The organism is Moritella sp. Urea-trap-13 (genome assembly GCF_002836355.1).
Lineage (GTDB): Bacteria > Pseudomonadota > Gammaproteobacteria > Enterobacterales > Moritellaceae > Moritella.
This window is the reverse complement of sequence record NZ_PJCA01000027.1, coordinates 373,913-391,041: the sequence shown is the minus strand read 5'-3', so window position 1 is coordinate 391,041 and position 17,129 is coordinate 373,913. Positions and strand designations below refer to the sequence as shown.

Here is a 17,129-nt window from a genome sequence, read left to right as displayed (position 1 = left end):
TTTTAGTGAGGGAGTTTAGGGCAACTGTTTTGAGAGTAGGTATGAAACGCCAGATAGCAAAAAGCCGGAACCTAAATTAATAAGTTCCGGCTTCTCTAATAGATGGCGGAGGAGGAGAGATTTGAACTCTCGAGGAGCTATTAACCCCTGCTGGTTTTCAAGACCAGTGCATTCGGCCACTCTGCCACCCCTCCGCAGCAGGACGAATAATAGGGTAAACGCTGTTGTTTGTAAACATACGCCACTGAATAAATTATAAATTCAGATTAGGCAGTTAAATAAACAACCAATTGTATAAAAACAAAGCTAACCTTCAATGTTTTAACACTAACATTCAATATTTTACGTTAGCAGTAAGTTTCCATATAGGTATAAGCATGAGAAACCATTTTGGCGCGTTCTAAACCGTCACTTGCTTGTGGTGTTGAATTTATAACTCACTGCGGGATATATGAATAGCAAACCTGTAGATAGCAAAAAGCCGGAACCTAAATGAATAAGTTCCGGCTTCTCTAATAGATGGCGGAGGAGGAGAGATTTGAACTCTCGAGGAGCTATTAACCCCTGCTGGTTTTCAAGACCAGTGCATTCGGCCACTCTGCCACCCCTCCGCAGCGAGACGAATAATAGAGGAACTTCAGTATCATGTAAATAAATGACTCTGAATAAGCTGAAAATAGTTACAATCCCAAATGACGATGCTCAACTTGCAAACAAATAGTCTCTATTTAGCCCGACACAGGCTGTTTCACTATTCTAACCTCCCCCTACTGCTGTTGTTTTTATCTATCGCGTATTGCTATTTCCCATAGATAGTTGCTATTTATCCGTCGATGTCGCACCAATTTTATGGATCGAAATATCAGCGCCATGGTATTCAGATTCTTCATCAAGACGAATACCGACCAATTTATCGATCAAACCATAAACGAGGAAACCACCAATAAGTGCAATGACAGTACCCGCTATCGTACCAACAATCTGCGCCATGATGCTAACACCACCGATTCCGCCAAAGGCTTCGCTACCAAATATACCCGCAGCAATCCCACCCCAAGCACCGCATAATCCGTGCAACGGCCAAACACCAAGTACATCATCAAACTTAGGAAATTTATTCTGCACCAAGGTAAACACAGCAACAAACAGACCACCTGCGACACCACCGACAACCAGCGCACCAATCGGGTGCATGATATCGGAACCAGCACAGACCGCAACTAAACCAGCTAAAGGACCATTATGAATAAAGCCCGGATCTTTATTACCAACTAACATCGCAATGAGCGTACCGCCGACCATCGCCATTAAGCTATTCACCGCCACTAAACCGGAGATGCCATCTAAGGTTTGCGCCGACATAACATTAAAGCCAAACCAACCCACGGTCAGGATCCAAGAACCTAAGGCTAAGAAAGGAATATTTGAAGGTGCGAACGCAATTACTCGGCCATCGCGATAACGACCTTTACGTGATCCCAGTACCATGATTGCAGCAAACGCGATCCAACCACCAACACTATGGACGACCACTGAACCAGCAAAATCATGAAATTGAGCGCCAAACGTGGTGCCTAACCAAGCTTGAAAATCATAATTACCATTCCAAATCATGCCTTCAAAGAAAGGATAAACAAACCCGACAATCAGCACTGAGGCGATTAGCATCGGATAAAATTTGGCTCTCTCTGCCACACCACCGGAAATAATCGCCGGTATTGCCGCTGCAAAGGTAAGCAAGAAAAAGAATTTAACTAATTCATAACCATTATTCTGGGTTAGTTCATTAGCACTGGCAAAAAAATCCATGCCATAAGCGATTTGATAACCGACAAAAAAGTAAGCTAATGTCGACATGGCAAAATCAGTCATGATTTTAACCAACGCATTTACTTGGTTCTTATGGCGAACCGTACCCACTTCTAAAAATGCAAAACCAGCGTGCATGGCCAAAACCATGATTGCACCCAGCAAAATAAACATGGTGTTAGAGCTTTGCACTAACGTCTCTACTGCACTATTAACGTTTTCCAATTTTTGCTCCCTCTTTTAGTATCAGCGTCATCCAGTACGCTGATATCTCATCCCTGTAAACACAGAATCAACGGTATTTAAATAACACCTTGATCACATTAACTATACATCAAGTAACTATCATGTCTATAGCAGCGCTATCTGCTATATGAAATGAGGGATAACACCGAATATAATACCTAAAAAGGCGTAACCTAAGTTACGCCTTTCATCAACTACAGCACTTAATTTTAGTCATTAAGCCATTTGTAGTAACAAGGTAAATACAAACACAGTCACCGCAAATGCAAAGCCATAACTCAGTACTTGCTGCCAATCTCGACCACGCTTAATACCTAAATCATGTAATGCATGGAAGATACGGTGTAAGGTGTGCCATAGCGGCAACGCAATTAACACCAATATAATACCGGCGCCATACCAAGTGGTCGCAAAACCATGCAGGGTTTGATAATTAAAGTTGCCTTGATCTATGATCCCTAACGGAATTAACAGCCCAGTAATTAAAATCATCACCGGCGTTAAAAACGCAGTTAACATGCCACCAGCACCAAACAATCCCCAAAATATCGGTTCATGCGATCGTACGTAGGTTTTCTTGTTCATCTCAGACATATTAGCTCCTTACACCATGATAACGAATAGACAAAAAACAGTCGCAGCAATAAAGGCCGCGTAATGTCCAGAGACAATGAACTTGTCATCAAGAGGTTTGCCTTTAATCCATAAATCAACCGCTTTAGGCGCTAAAGAAAACCAGGTTATTGTATGATACAGCGCCAGTGCTAATGCCATAAGATGCACAATAATCGCCACAGGGCTTTGTAATGACGTCATCCAGGCATTAAAAGCGACTTCACCTTGGCTTAATCGCAATACCCCCCACGCCAGTATTAAACTATAAATAGTAATGAATACACTACTGCCTTCGCGGATCATGTATTTCGTATAAAAAAGTTGCTTCATCCACCAGTCAGTAGGTAGCTCTTGTATATAAGGTTTACGTTTACTCATTGCTGTTCCTCTTTATGTACTGATCAAGATGTACTACTTACTGTTCAGGTTTAAACATGCCAATTAGATAGTCTTTACTGCTCTCAACTTTCAACAGCTGAATTGCACCGGCAGGATCAACCCCTTTTGGACAAACAACTGAACAGTAACCAACAAAAGTACAGCCCCAAACACCTTCTTCTTGATTAACAATTTTCATGCGTTCTCCTTTGCCAGCATCACGACTGTCACGGTTATAACGCGCAAGCAATGCAAGTGCTGCTGGACCGGTAAATTTCTTGTCTAACGCATACTGCGGACACGCTGAATAACATAGGCCACAGTTGATACACATGGAGTACTTTTTATATTTCTCCATTTGCTCTGGTGTTTGTTTATAAGCACCGTCAGATAAGCATTTCTTTTCGTTTGATGCGGTTTTTTCAGGGATAATATAAGGCTTTATCTCTTCCAGTTTCTTAATGAAATCATCCATCACGGCGACTAAGTCACGTTCAATCGGAAAGTTAGCCAAGGGTTCTAAAGTGAGTGTCTTAGGATAATAATCACGTAAGAACGCTTTGCAACCCAGTTTCGGAACACCATCAACCATCAAACCACAACTGCCGCAAATCGCCATACGGCAAGACCAGCGGAAACTAATTGTGCTATCAAGATGATCTTTAATATATTGCAGCGCTTCTAACACTGACATATCGGCTTTGTAAGGCACTTCAAACGTTTGCATAAACGGTTTTTCATCCATTTCAGGACGGTAACGCTGAATATCAATTTTCATACTTGGCTGAGTCATTATTTTGCCTCCTGCGCTAATTTCTCACCAGCAGCACCATAGGCACGGACTGCAGGTTGGCTCTTGGTGATTTTCACTTCGCTATAATCAATTTTTGGAGCTTTATCAGCTTGATAGTAAGCCATTGAATGTTTTAAGAATTTGTCATCGTCACGCGCTTCAAAGCCATCAATACGTTGATGTGAACCACGAGATTCTTGACGTAAAATCGCACTGTGCGCCATCGCTTCCGCAGTATCGAGTAGATAACCCAGCTCAATGGTGTATAAGAAATCAGTATTGAACACGCTAGATTTGTCTTCGACCTTGACGTTTTTATAACGCTGCTTTAGCTCAGCTAATTTATCAATGGTCTTTTGCATCGATTCTTCGGTACGGTAAATACCAACGCCCTCTTCCATACAATCGCCCATCTCTTGGCGGATAACAGCTGACTTTTCGCTACCATCACTGTGCAGTAAATCATTCATGCGTTTAATCACCGCTTCCGCTTGTAGTTTCAGTGGCGCGATATCTTGATGTTGATTATTTTTAGCATATTTAGCGGCTTCTTGACCTGCAAGTTGGCCAAATACAGCCAGCTCTGTCAAAGAATTAGAACCTAAACGGTTCGCGCCATGTAAACCGACCGACGCACATTCACCAATGGCATATAAACCAGCCAGAGAGGTGGCTGTTTTAGCATTAGTAGCAATACCACCCATGGTGTAATGCACCGTAGGACGTACTGGAATTGGTTCATGAACTGGATCCACACCAACATACGCTTTTGCTAGTTCACGAATGAAAGGCAAGCGTTCATTGATTTTCTCTTCGCCTAAATGACGTAGGTCTAGATAGACATAATCACCACGTTCGCCTTCAACAACGCGGCCTTTTTGTTGCTCTTGCCAGAAACATTGACTCAGTTTGTCGCGTGGACCGAGTTCCATGTATTTATTCTTGGTTTGGCCAACTGGCACTTCAGGTCCTAAACCATAATCTTGCAGATAACGATAACCGTCTTTATTAACTAAAATCCCGCCTTCACCACGGCAACCTTCGGTCATTAAAATACCGCTGCCAGGTAAGCCTGTTGGATGGTATTGCACAAATTCCATATCGCGCAGTGCGATACCATGGCGATAAGCCAATGACATACCATCACCCGTCACAATACCGCCGTTGGTATTGTAGCTATACACACGTCCTGCACCACCGGTAGCCATAATCACTGACTTAGCTTGGATAAGTTTGACTTCACCTTCGGCGATATCAAGGATCACGACACCTTGGATCTTGCCATCTTCAACAATTAAATCTAAACAAAAATGTTCATCGAAGCGGGTGATTTTAGGATGCTGGACAGACGTCTGAAACAGAGTATGGAGAATATGAAAGCCACTCTTATCTGCTGCAAACCAAGTACGTTCGATTTTCATGCCGCCAAATGCACGCACGTTTATCGAACCGTCGGGTTTACGGCTCCACGGACAGCCCCAATGTTCTAATTGAGTAAGCTGTTTCGCCGCGTTTTCGACGAAGTATTCCACGACATCCTGGTCACACAACCAGTCACCACCCGAAACCGTATCATTAAAATGATTATCTAAAGAGTCATGGTCCTGTGCTACACCAGCTGCACCACCTTCGGCTGCAACGGTATGACTACGCATTGGATAGACTTTGGAAATAAGCGCGATATCAAGTTCAGGGTTATTTTCCGCTATTTCTATCGCAGCTCGTAATCCAGAGCCCCCAGCACCAATAATGGCAACATCGGTTTTAATAATTGTAAATTTATGCATTTTCACCCACATCAAAAGTTTATGAACCTTGGTTTATCAAGGTCACTCTAATTGCGAATAACGCATCGACTTAACACCTATTTACAAGCCTGATTAAGTCGCACGTTATATTGTTATTGTTATTTTTTTTGTTGTTTATTTTCAGCTAATTTGGTTAATACCCGCATTAATAATTTAATACGCGGTGCAATTGACTCAAGTAACAAATACTCATCCGCGCTATGGAAACCAGCACCGATTGGCCCGAAACCATCGAGAGTAGGTACACCAAGAGTTGCAGTATTATTGGCATCCGAACCTCCTCCAGCTTCTTTCCAGTTAATCTTAATCGCTAATTCTTGTGCTGATTCCTCAACCAGCGTCATCAATGCTTTAGTTTGCTCTGTTGGCACCATTGATGGTTTATACGCTTCACGCTCTAACTCAATCGAGACACCGTCAATGAAAGGCGCTTGAGTCATGCCATTTAAAGCCGTATCAACTTGGTCGTATTCGCTGTTATCCCAAAAACGCACATCGGCGATAGCCGTTGCTAAATCAGGCACAATATTCGCACCTGCACCACCAGCAACTACACCGACATTTAACGTTGTGCCAGATTCAAAATTAGTCATCGCATTAATTGCTAAGATCCAGTTGGCCATTTCTGTGATAGCACTACGACCCTTCTCGGGTTCATTGCCAGCATGCGCCGCTTTACCCTTGAAGATCATTTTATAACGCGCCATCCCTTTACGTGCTTTAACCAAACCACCGTCAGCACGTGCAGCCTCAGCAACCAGTACATTCTTCGCCTGCTTAGCAGTATCTTGGATCCAATCCACTGAATATAACGAGCCAGTTTCCTCGTCAGGGTTCATACACACGCAGATCGACAATTCATTCAGCACAGATTGTTCAATATTGCGCAGGGCGTAGACCACATTAAGTAAACCTGACTTCATATCTGAAACACCAGGACCGTAAGCTTTTTCAGCATCCGTTGTCATCGGACGCGCAGCTGCGGTGCCAATAGAAAAAACGGTATCCATGTGCCCAAGCATCAGCACATCAATATGCTCAGCGTCAGGTTTATTACGAATTTCTAAGCCAACGCCAGCTTTACCACAATCCACTCGTTTAACTGACCAGCCGTTCATGGATTCATATTTCATTGCCATTTCATTGGCAATAAAGTCAATACCTGCAACAGTGTAAGTACCACAATCAACATTAATAAGCGGTCGTAATTCTTCTAAATAATCATTTAAAGACAAATTCATTATATACCTCTTAAAGGATAATATTCATGACTAGCATCGCACCAAAGGCGTTAACTATTGAAATCGCGATCATGATGGGCTGCTCATCGACATCCATGTGCCAATTAATATCGCCGCGGCGTCAGCAGATAAACCAAAAAAGGAAAGAATCGCCTGTTAACGATGTAATCATGCCCCTCACAAAGGGTAACCACTAAGAGGTATTCTGAACGAGTTGTTATTTAGACATTTGATTTAAATCAATAAAAACAGCTAAAAACAACCACGCTTGAATTAGGTTCAATATTTGTGATCCACCTTTAATTACAGCTTTATATATCGAATAATGACCGTTACTTAACATTATTATCAATCACTTATCGATTTGATAACGATAAACCTCTTTAGCTATGGTTTGTTTAGTAAAATTGCGATTACTCCCTATCTATTCAATATGAGGCAGATCTAAATAGCATTATTAAAGGCAAATGATATTTTCTAGACGAGCCGTAAACTAGCCTAAAAAGCAAACAACTAATGGTGTAGTTAGTGCAATATTTAGCTAAGGGTGTAGCGACTTATAGACATGAAGTGTTTATAGATTTGTACTGTTTATAAAACAGTATTAGTGAGGTGGTAATAATAGGTATATGTGCAGCAGGATGTCGAATAACACCAATAGCAAAACGCTCATAAAAAAGCACCAACGCTGCATTTCAGTGTTAGTGCTTTCAATATAATAAATAGCAGAACTGTAATCGCCCAACAAAGCGAAAAATCAAAACATGATGGCGTTACTTTTCAGTAATATCAGTGTTCGTCATCTTAAGCGATGACCAAGAATGCCCTGATAACACCAATAATCCAGCAAGAATACCTAAGTTTTTAATGAAGTTTTGCATTTCATGCGCGCCTTCAAGACCCGCTAAATTCCAGAAGTCATGTAAGTTAACATTAATCACCAGCACCAAACCTGCCAGTAATAACGCTACAATCGCAGTATAGCGATTAGCAATCAGTAAGATCGCAGCCACAATCTGAAACACACCAGCCGCAGCAAGTAATACCGGCACGAATGGCATGCTATGTTTTTCCATTAGACCTATGTGCATATCCCAAGATACAAACTTCATAATGCCTGGAATTAAGAAATACAGTGCCAGTAAGATACGGCCAACGGTTAATAATACTTTATTCATCTTATGCTTGACCCTTTACGCTAAGTTGCACATCGATATTACCGCGTACCGCATTTGAATAAGGACAAACTTGATGTGCAGTTGCAACTAATTTTTCAGCATCCGCTTGTGGCAAGGCTAATTCAATAGCAAGGCTAACCGTTAATGCAAAGCCGCCCGTGGCGTTAGGACCAATGCCTACTTCAGCAGATACCGGCGCAGCCGTAATGTTGATTTTCATTTCGCGTGCTACATGTAAAATAGCATTCGAAAAACAAGCCGAGTAGCCCGCAGCAAATAACTGTTCAGGGTTTGTTGCACCACCCGTACCACCCATTTCTTTTGGATAGCTTAATGCTAACGATAACATACCATCATCTGTTGCTACTTGGCCGTTGCGACCGGCTGATGCTGTTGCAGTTGTTGTATATAGTGTTGTCATCATTCATTCCTATAAGTAAGATCTAAAATAACGCCCATTTAGATTGCGCGCAACTCAATTGTGCTTACTATAGTCTTGATGGCAGGTAATTACAACTAGATTGCGCGCAATTTATATGTTTGGTTTTATTATCATAGATAATAAAAAGCCCGATCATGACTGGCATGATCGGGCTTATATAATTACAACGAAAATTTATAGACTTGCTACGTGGTCAAGCAGTTGTTGGTTATTGGCAACAGCAACTAAACGGCCTTGGTTGTAAAACGCAACATCATTATTGGCTAAACGTTTACCCGTAATTGATTGTTGACTACCGTCTACGTAAGTAACGTGCATTTGTAGGCTGTCATCATCAAGTACTTCCATCGAAGTTGATTGCACCGACACTTGTAGATTTGTCAATGGTGCACTGCGTAATGAAGAGTCGATACTACCATTCACTTTCATCCATGCTTCAACTGGGGTATCAGCAACAGCTGGGCCTTTTTTGGTGATAGGATTAGTACCAGTCCAGAACTCAATGCTGTTAAGCACTACCAAATCGACTAATGACGTAACACCATAGATAGGTGCAGCCAGCATGTAGATCCCTGCACGGCCATAACGGTTATCAACGGCTTTTAAATTTACGCCCACTGCTAACTTCGTCAGACCCATTTGACCAATACAACCCGTTAACCCAGATACTGATGCTGCGATAACCGTTGCACAAATCAATTTTTTCATTTTCATGTTACTTTCCATTCGCTATTTATACTATTTTAATAAATACTACTTTCATAAATACGAATTATTTCAATGTCGTATTTATTACTTTTCTTGAGCCGTGAATTGCCCTAAAGCAATACCGACATTACTGTATAAAGTTAAGATATTATCAATCACTTTATAATTATCAGTTGCTGATAATGCGGTTAAAAACTGTGTTTCCAAATTCATTTGTTGAAAGCACATTTTCTTTGTGGTTAATAATTGTGTCAGGTTAACGTTACTCGTTAGTACATCATAACGACCATTAAAACGATTACAGCCAGCAAAACCTATCACCTTGTTATCATCTTGAGTAAATACAAGGTAAGGCTGTTGCTGTGTCACATCCGCAGTGATCGCTTGCGTACCTAACATCGATAGATGCCACTGCGTATCAACCAAACTCGCTAGTCCGTCATCCTTTACTGCGGTGCGTACTTGTGACACTAAAATTTCAGTTGCTTTTAATCCCTGATCCGCAAACGCATCGACTTGCTCGGTATTGGTAAACAATAACTGACCATCGAGGGTGATCTGCGCACGTAAGGCATAACGATGCTGCGGTTTAATGTCTGCAGCGTTATAACTTAAATCCAGTTGATATGGTGGGCTACCCGCTGCCGTAATGGTTTGTTTAGCAATCACCTCTGCTGGTGCATCCATTTTAGAAACATCTTCTAAAACTAAGCTAACTTGCGCGCCAGGTGGCAGGGCTATACGCTGTAAATAGAATACGTTTGCAGTCAATGTCTGTTGTTGAAGGGTAGCGGCTTGACCTGCCTTAGCGGTTTGCTGATCAGTCGTTGCACAGCCACCTAAACTGATTAATAAAGTCGTGATAACAGCCACCGTTAATGCTGTTTTACGATTTAGTCGATGTTGATTTTTTTGCATGTAAATAGCTACCTTTAAAGAATATTTTCCACTTATTACTTGAACCCAGTATCACACTCTCGAGATTAGAACTAACCGCATTAATTAGCAAACGATAAAACACTTCAAGACATAAAATTAATTAAACCGAACCAGGTTAAAATAAGATGGAGATATGATTAAATACTCATTGGAGATGACGATAGGAAAAATAGCAGTTAAAACTTGAAACGGCATAATACACAATAAAATAAACCATGCAATAGCACTAAGTATGATTAATATATTATCAATCGATAAAACCGAGATTATTTCGGTATAATACTCGGGCAGATCAAATTATGCCTCAGTACTAAGCCTCTGTAAAACAAAGGCTCACGAAACAGAAGGGATCTTAAGGTATTGCAGGTGTTGTAGATGTAGAAGGTTTCGTCGATGCAGCTGGTGTACTCGTCGCGGTAGCAGAGGATGCTGACGCAGGTTCAGAACTGTTATCAACAATCGCTGCCGGCTGTGGGACAGCCTTAACCATTAACTCAAATAACTGCCCTGACAGCTTATCTCGCTCAGGTAAATCTAGCGTCGCCGAATATAACGGTTTGCCAGCATTTTCAATTCTAGCTCTGACAACATACTGGCCATTATTATCAAATGCGGCAGGGTCGTACTGCAGAGAAATATTATAAGGTGGTGGTGTCGTGGCAGCGATTGTTTTCTGTCCCAACATTGAACGACTAATATCCGTCTGAGACACATCTTCAAGTGTCACGGTGATCGTAGACGATGCAGGTAAACTCGAGCGTTCTAAGTAAATAACCCGCACTTCTAAATTTTTCTGCTTCGGCGCAGTCACTACGGTATTAACCTGATCTTCAAATACCACGCCCCATACTGGAATATCTTTAATCTGCATGGGCGTTACTTTTAGCGGGTTTTGCTCAAGCAAGGTAAAGTTAGCGGTTTTACCAACAACGATAGAGCCAATTTTATCTTCCAGTCTTAAGGTATGAGCGGCATTAATAGTAATGGCTTGCATCGCTTGATAAGCGCTAATACGTTCACCTTGTGAAACCTTGTTGCCTTGCGATGTGATTCGGTTAACAGCCGTCCACACTAAGGTTAACGGCTCCATTGGTGCCATTGAAAAGTCAGAATGAAATGACACCGGTATATTGTTTTTCATTAAACTATTAACACGTACTAAATTCTCTGCACGTTCACGACCCAACCCAACGTCCGAGTATTTATCCGCTAACGCCCATAAATAATAAGGATTTACCGATGTTTCAACATCCAAGTCAGCTAATTGCTTAACCTGATCTTGAGTAAAGTATCCCATGTGGTGTAATGTCAGACGATGATCTTCACGTGCAACTCGAACTTGATCGGCTTTGTTAAAGTCCAATACTTGTTGGATACCGAGATCGCCATTAGCATGTACATGGATCTGATACCCCTTGTCCCAATAGAAGCTTAGCTGCTGCTGAAATAAATCCAGCGGCGTCATCCACTCACCTTCATGACCATCCAGATAGCCGTCTTTCATCTGCATTAACTGAGAATAGATTGCACCATCTGAAAATAGCTTTACTTGCTTAGGTAAAAATTTGATATTGTCAGTATTATACTCATCTTCTAAGGTTTCAATAAATGCTAAGGCTTTATCGTTACTCTGGTCTTTGGCGTTATATAAATACGTGCCGCTTGGAATTAAAAACACATCATAAGGCGGTTTTTGATCCATTTCAGATTTTAATAACTGGTACTCTAAATCAAAATTAGAGCTTGGAAAGCCAGGTTCAGCGATAGTGGTGATGCCATTTTTAAGTACTAGCTGTGACATGATCTTGAGCCCTAACTTATAACTGTCAGGGTTAATTAAATCTGCTGCAATTTTAGGTACTAATGCTAGCCAACCGCCTTCATAAAAATGGCCTTTGTTCCAATCGACTTGTGGGTTGTCAGCAAAATCGGCTTGTTTCAGGCCAAATTTTTTGATCGCGGCATCGTTTAAGAATACTTCATGAAAAGAACGGTGAATGATGGCAACGGGTTTATCTGGTGACAATTCAGTTAATATTTGACGGGTTAATTCACCATGCCAAAGTTGATGGTAACCCCAAACAAAGAACACCTTATCTTCGTCGGCATTGGCATCAATCGATTTTTTTAAACGCTCAAGATAAGCGAAATGACCAGATACACCTTTTTTAACTTCGTTAGGTAAAACCCAATCATAAGGTGCAATGATTTCATTAGGCAACATGATCGCGGCAATAGAAGGATGTACGTGCGGTTCGATAAAACCCGGCAACATAGTTTTACCGCTAATATTAATCAGCTTGGTATTATCACCACTGAGATTCATCGCCTCGATCTTTGTGCCGACAAAAATGATCTTCGTATCTTTAGTCGCAACGGCTTCAACATAACTTGGTAGCACCCCAGTCATTGTCAAAATATCACCGCCAAAATAAATGGCATCGGCAATAACAGGCTGTGCTTTAATGGGTAAAGGCACTTCCATTGGTGCTTGTAACACGGTCTTATCGGCGGCTTTTATGTCGCTTACTTTTGGCGTTTCGTTATCTTTTGGTGGAGTGGCAGTCGTCAGCTCATTAGGGACTGTATTCGTCTCAGCCTTTACCGTCGCCGTTGCATTAACTTGTAGGCTAAACAGCAAACCGCACAATAGGGTTACTTGCATAACCCATTGCACAAAAACAGAAAACGATTGAATAGGGCTAGTTAAGCCTTGAGTTGACATTACGCCACTCCCTTTATAACTCAGTGAAAGTTGGCATAAAATAACATATCAGTCACTATAAAACCATAAAATCACCGTCAGAGAAGGACTGTTAACCCACCACTCTTTCTAATTGATGTTCACTTTGTGCGACAAACTTACCTATTTCCGCGTATGCCTCATCGGCCTCTTCCAAATCAAATAAATGCCAGACATGGAGCATGTTAGACCATGTTTGCAAACGCACATCAGAACCTTGTGAGCGAGCTTTATTGGTATAACGACGCGAATCATCAACCATCATTTCGGTATCACTGGCTTGGATTAAAATTGGCGGTAAATCAGCTAGGTTGGCGAAAATGGGGGATATCTTCGGGTTACTCGGATTCATACGAAATAATATAGTTACCCAGATAAGTAATATGAATTGCGGAAAGTGCTGGAACTTACCCATGAATGGATTTAATAAAAAGTCAGTTTTGGCATTATAACTTAAACTGCCATAGCTGAAGGTACTGTCAATACAGGGACATATCGCAATAGCCGCATCAACTTGACGGATATTTTGGTGTTTAAGCCAACCAATAAGAGACAGGCTTAAATTACCACCGGCGGAGTCACCCGCAACGTAAATACGGTGGCATACTTGCTGCTGATAAGGATTATGCTCTAGTAACCATTGATAGGCATTACGGCAATCTTCAATGCCCTTAGCTCTTTTACCATCGGGGATCATGTCATAATTAACCGCAAACACAGCAACACCAAGCTCACGAGATAAACGTTCGGTGACCACGCGGTGACTTTTAGCACTACCTACGACAAAGCCACCACCGTGAATATAAAGTAAGCGCTTATTTACATCACTATTTTTACTGATTATCCACTCGCCCATCACGCATTTTCCTTGAAACTGGGTAGCAACAGGAATGATTTCACAATCTAATTCAACATCCCCTAAACGATCAATTTTTTTACGTAATGCATAGAGATAGTTACTCGGTTTAGTAAAGCTAATGGGCTGTTGAATGCTTGCGAGTAGTTCCAATGCTTGCGGATATTTATGCGAAGGTGTTGGACGATAGAAAGTTGCACTTAAATCGGTGCTGTCATATTGGCGTAGATCCTCACCGTACAAATTACGAATAAACAATAAAAAAGCAAACACGACAATAGCAACAATCAAAAACCACATATATTGAAAACTCCCAGTATTTAAACGACTCGGCTCAGTCATTCAGCCGACATAAATCAATAACAGTATCAACACAAAAAAACAATTGGTAAAGAGTAATAAATAATAACAACTGTGACATAACCACAAAATCAAAATAACAATATGAAGCTATGTCACATAGCACTATTTTGTATTAGTTTAAAATAACCAAGTCATCAATTTGCACATTCGCCGTGGGCTGTCTATCAACTGTCATCAGACTCGCTTGTTGATCGTAAAGCTTGGTTACTTCCACTTTGCTACTGCTATTGGTTTCTTTTTTACGGCTAATACCAAATTGATCAACATAACTACCAGTGTGTTTAATCATAAATTGATCACCTAATTTTAGACCATTGTTACGACCAATATTAATGTTCACTTCATTACCATCAACCGCAATCACTCGCGCTTCAACCAATTTACATTGCAAGCTGGCATCTAAATCGAATAACACATCGTCAATAATTAACTGCAACGATATACCAAACTCAGAGCGCCAAAATTTTAGCGTATCAGTATCAACAACTCGGTGTTTAGCAAATTCCCACTTAGTGACTTTACTGTAATTACGATCAAACAATAGATTACCGTTAAAACCATCAAACACTTGTATATTCAAACGGAAATTACGCTCAGGTAAATCACCAGCGAATATCTTTGCTATGCCATTCACAGCCGGTTTAAAGGTCGACAGATCCGTAATCGAACCCAGAATAATATATTGGCTATCTGCAGACTTGCTTATCTGCTTCACTTCGTGTGACGTTAGGTTTCCACGCAGCGGCAAAGAACTGCCGCTAAAACCAATATTTTGATTAATAAATTCACGGGCATCAAAAGTTTGACTATTTTTGCGTAGACTTTGATATAACAAACGACTAAATGACTCATTGATATTATAGATACCACCGTAACTTGCTTGTTCACGATGGCGGATATCAAAACGTAATAGCGACACTGATTTTTGATAACCCGCGCTTAGACACTTATTGCGGTCAGCCACAATATCAGTCACTATTTGGACGGTTATTTTATCTCGTTTTATCGATTCACTTTTTAAGCGAATATCTCTGACTTCACCATCCATACGTACTTGAAATCTATCCGATAATATTTTACCACCATTAAAAGATTGTAAGCTTGAAACCGATGCTCCGGCATAGAGTAACGCTTGTTTCAAGGCATTACGTACCGCCAACTCACGTGCAATGTCCACATCATTGTCAATAATAATCGCCTCACCCTCAACCTCATACCACTCAGCATGTAAGGTGAACGAACAACAGACCAATAATAGTAATAGCAGTTTTCTCATTTTTTAATCGCATATGAATTCTGGAGATGTCTATTTTAAAAGCAACATTTGTACCAGATCAAATATTTATAAATATAAATTCATCTCTACGTTAATTTAATGGTTAAAAACGCTATTATAGTAATAATTTAACGATAAACATATTTTGGCAAGAAATTTGCTTACATTTATACATTAATCACGTATTTAACTGGCCATACAGAAATTATTGTCAATGGCTAGGCTCGCACATAGCGTAAATTTAGGAACCAATATGAAGCGTTTTTTACTGCCGTCATTAGTGGTTGTGTTGACTTCAGCATGCACTGTGATTGAAGAACCAGGTCACGTATTGCTAACAGGTGCTAATACCAAAGTGCAGCCAGTCGTTATTAAACAAGTTATTATCCAGCCTGTTTATCAATCGAATGGTCATAATGCAAATATGGCACAAAGTGTGCTTACTAAAGAACAGTACAACAATATATTTAGAAGTCCTTATACCTATCCTTATCCCCGCGACGTTTCAGCCAGCGGTAAATAACGGTTTAATGACAATAATTAAAGCACTTAAGGAAGTAATATGAAAAAGGCAGTCATAGCTATCAGCCTAATTACCCTACTCACTGGTTGCGCATTAAAGCATCCGGTGACCCCAGAAGCAGAGAAGGAAACACCGCCTCATTCAACGTGGGATGGTAATTCTTATGAACCAAAATATCCAAGAAGTTTGTTACCAAACCAACCGATAAACTATACCCAAGAATTAAGTTTTATCGTGCGCGGTTTAGCGGATCAGTTGATCGTCAATGATTTGTCGATTATTCCGAATAATGAACCGATTGCTGTCACTTCCTTCGTAAATCTTGACGATCTATCGACAACAAACTGGCTTGGCCAAACATTATCAGAATCGTTTATTCATGAATTAACTATTCGTCGTATTCCAGTGATTGATTATAAAACCACAGGTACCATTAGCGTTACCGGTCAAGGTGACTTTGTATTTACCCGTGATTGGAAAAAATTACGTGGTCAATTACCTGTTTCTCGCATCCTCACAGGCACCATGTCACGTAACAGTGAAGGTGTGATAGTAAATATGCGCGTGATCAATATGGAATCAGGTTTTGTTGAATCTACCTCACAGGGTATCATCCCTAACCATTTAGTCATTGGTGGTTCAAATAGTATGGGGCCGCTAGAAGGTCGTGGACGTTATATTTATCGTTCTGGTTCAGCGCCTTCGGTGCGTATTACTAAGTAAGGTTTATCAATGAAATATCTACGTTTACTGATACTTGCAACTCTGGTTAGTTTAACAGGCTGTTCACTATTAGAAAAAAATACGGTTTATGATATCAAAGAACCAAAATCATTCCCTGTACTTAAAGCCGTTGGCTATGCAGCTTTAAGTTCTCAGCCGGGCAATAGTGACAGTGAACGTATGCTTAATGCAATGCGAGCCTCTAAATTAGATGCTTATCGTGAATTAGCAGAGCAAGTCAGTGGACAGGAGATTTACAGTGATAGCAATTATAAATCACGTTCACTGCAAGGTGAGTCAATCGAAGCATCGGTATCCGGTATTATCCGTGGTGCTCGAGTCGTACAGACTTACCCTGTTAATGACGATGTCTATGCGACCGAGTTAGAACTCGATTTTAAACGGGTTTTTGAGCTCTATGAAAATACCTCATCAATGCCAACGCGCGTGCAAAAGACCCGCTATTAAGCACTGATTATAAAAATAAG

The 17,129-nt window shown here is 40.8% G+C and carries 16 protein-coding genes and 2 tRNA genes; 3 read left to right on the top strand and 15 right to left on the bottom strand.

Annotated elements, in window-relative coordinates:
• Nucleotides 1–103: 103 nt before the first annotated feature.
• The 15 genes from CXF93_RS04605 to CXF93_RS04535 form a co-directional block, all read right to left on the bottom strand.
• Nucleotides 104–194 (bottom strand) — tRNA-Ser (locus CXF93_RS04605).
• A gap of 326 nt (nucleotides 195–520) precedes the next feature.
• A tRNA-Ser gene (locus CXF93_RS04600) sits at nucleotides 521–611 on the bottom strand.
• Nucleotides 612–819: 208 nt separating this feature from the next.
• Complete coding sequence (locus CXF93_RS04595) at nucleotides 820–2,034, bottom strand: ammonium transporter (protein WP_101061253.1); 1,215 nt, start codon at nucleotides 2,032–2,034, stop codon at nucleotides 820–822.
• 237 nt (nucleotides 2,035–2,271) lie between these two features.
• Nucleotides 2,272–2,649, bottom strand: coding sequence for a fumarate reductase subunit FrdD (gene frdD / locus CXF93_RS04590; protein ID WP_101061252.1), 378 nt, complete (start codon nucleotides 2,647–2,649; stop codon nucleotides 2,272–2,274).
• A gap of 9 nt (nucleotides 2,650–2,658) precedes the next feature.
• Nucleotides 2,659–3,048 carry a fumarate reductase subunit C gene (locus tag CXF93_RS04585; RefSeq protein ID WP_101061251.1) on the bottom strand — a complete coding sequence of 130 codons (390 nt, stop codon included), beginning with the start codon at nucleotides 3,046–3,048 and terminating at the stop codon, nucleotides 2,659–2,661.
• A gap of 37 nt (nucleotides 3,049–3,085) precedes the next feature.
• Nucleotides 3,086–3,841, bottom strand: a complete 756-nt coding sequence (locus CXF93_RS04580; RefSeq protein WP_101061250.1) for a succinate dehydrogenase/fumarate reductase iron-sulfur subunit — start codon at nucleotides 3,839–3,841, stop codon at nucleotides 3,086–3,088.
• Complete coding sequence (gene frdA / locus CXF93_RS04575) at nucleotides 3,841–5,628, bottom strand: fumarate reductase (quinol) flavoprotein subunit (protein ID WP_101061525.1); 1,788 nt, start codon at nucleotides 5,626–5,628, stop codon at nucleotides 3,841–3,843. The genes CXF93_RS04580 and frdA overlap by 1 nt, the downstream gene beginning before the upstream one ends.
• A gap of 119 nt (nucleotides 5,629–5,747) precedes the next feature.
• Entirely contained in the window at nucleotides 5,748–6,890 is a 1,143-nt protein-coding gene (locus CXF93_RS04570) for a M20 family metallopeptidase (RefSeq protein ID WP_101061249.1), read from the bottom strand.
• A 773-nt stretch (nucleotides 6,891–7,663) separates the two neighbouring features.
• Nucleotides 7,664–8,068, bottom strand: coding sequence for a DoxX family protein (locus tag CXF93_RS04565; protein ID WP_101061248.1), 405 nt, complete (start codon nucleotides 8,066–8,068; stop codon nucleotides 7,664–7,666).
• A 1-nt stretch (nucleotide 8,069) separates the two neighbouring features.
• Complete coding sequence (locus CXF93_RS04560) at nucleotides 8,070–8,489, bottom strand: organic hydroperoxide resistance protein (RefSeq protein WP_101061247.1); 420 nt, start codon at nucleotides 8,487–8,489, stop codon at nucleotides 8,070–8,072.
• A gap of 195 nt (nucleotides 8,490–8,684) precedes the next feature.
• Nucleotides 8,685–9,224, bottom strand: a complete 540-nt coding sequence (locus tag CXF93_RS04555; protein ID WP_101061246.1) for a DUF3332 family protein — start codon at nucleotides 9,222–9,224, stop codon at nucleotides 8,685–8,687.
• 78 nt (nucleotides 9,225–9,302) lie between these two features.
• Nucleotides 9,303–10,136: a YbaY family lipoprotein gene (locus CXF93_RS04550; RefSeq protein WP_101061245.1), complete on the bottom strand. Its 834-nt coding sequence runs from the start codon at nucleotides 10,134–10,136 to the stop codon at nucleotides 9,303–9,305.
• Nucleotides 10,137–10,509: 373 nt separating this feature from the next.
• Nucleotides 10,510–12,882 carry an amidohydrolase family protein gene (locus tag CXF93_RS04545; protein WP_101061244.1) on the bottom strand — a complete coding sequence of 791 codons (2,373 nt, stop codon included), beginning with the start codon at nucleotides 12,880–12,882 and terminating at the stop codon, nucleotides 10,510–10,512.
• A 91-nt stretch (nucleotides 12,883–12,973) separates the two neighbouring features.
• Nucleotides 12,974–14,056 (bottom strand): alpha/beta hydrolase, encoded by a 1,083-nt coding sequence (locus tag CXF93_RS04540; protein ID WP_101061243.1) that lies wholly within the window; start codon nucleotides 14,054–14,056, stop codon nucleotides 12,974–12,976.
• Between the two features lie 175 nt (nucleotides 14,057–14,231).
• Entirely contained in the window at nucleotides 14,232–15,395 is a 1,164-nt protein-coding gene (locus tag CXF93_RS04535) for a flagella assembly protein FlgT (RefSeq protein ID WP_101061242.1), read from the bottom strand.
• Between the two features lie 253 nt (nucleotides 15,396–15,648).
• Here CXF93_RS04535 and CXF93_RS04530 point away from each other — a divergent pair, with 253 nt between their 5' ends.
• From CXF93_RS04530 to CXF93_RS04520, 3 genes are read left to right on the top strand one after another with little or no spacing between them, the layout of a single operon-like run.
• Nucleotides 15,649–15,918 carry a hypothetical protein gene (locus CXF93_RS04530; protein ID WP_101061241.1) on the top strand — a complete coding sequence of 90 codons (270 nt, stop codon included), beginning with the start codon at nucleotides 15,649–15,651 and terminating at the stop codon, nucleotides 15,916–15,918.
• Between the two features lie 39 nt (nucleotides 15,919–15,957).
• Nucleotides 15,958–16,641, top strand: a complete 684-nt coding sequence (locus CXF93_RS04525) for a FlgO family outer membrane protein (protein ID WP_101061240.1) — start codon at nucleotides 15,958–15,960, stop codon at nucleotides 16,639–16,641.
• A gap of 9 nt (nucleotides 16,642–16,650) precedes the next feature.
• Nucleotides 16,651–17,109 carry an LPP20 family lipoprotein gene (locus CXF93_RS04520; protein ID WP_101061239.1) on the top strand — a complete coding sequence of 153 codons (459 nt, stop codon included), beginning with the start codon at nucleotides 16,651–16,653 and terminating at the stop codon, nucleotides 17,107–17,109.
• Nucleotides 17,110–17,129 lie beyond the last annotated feature (20 nt).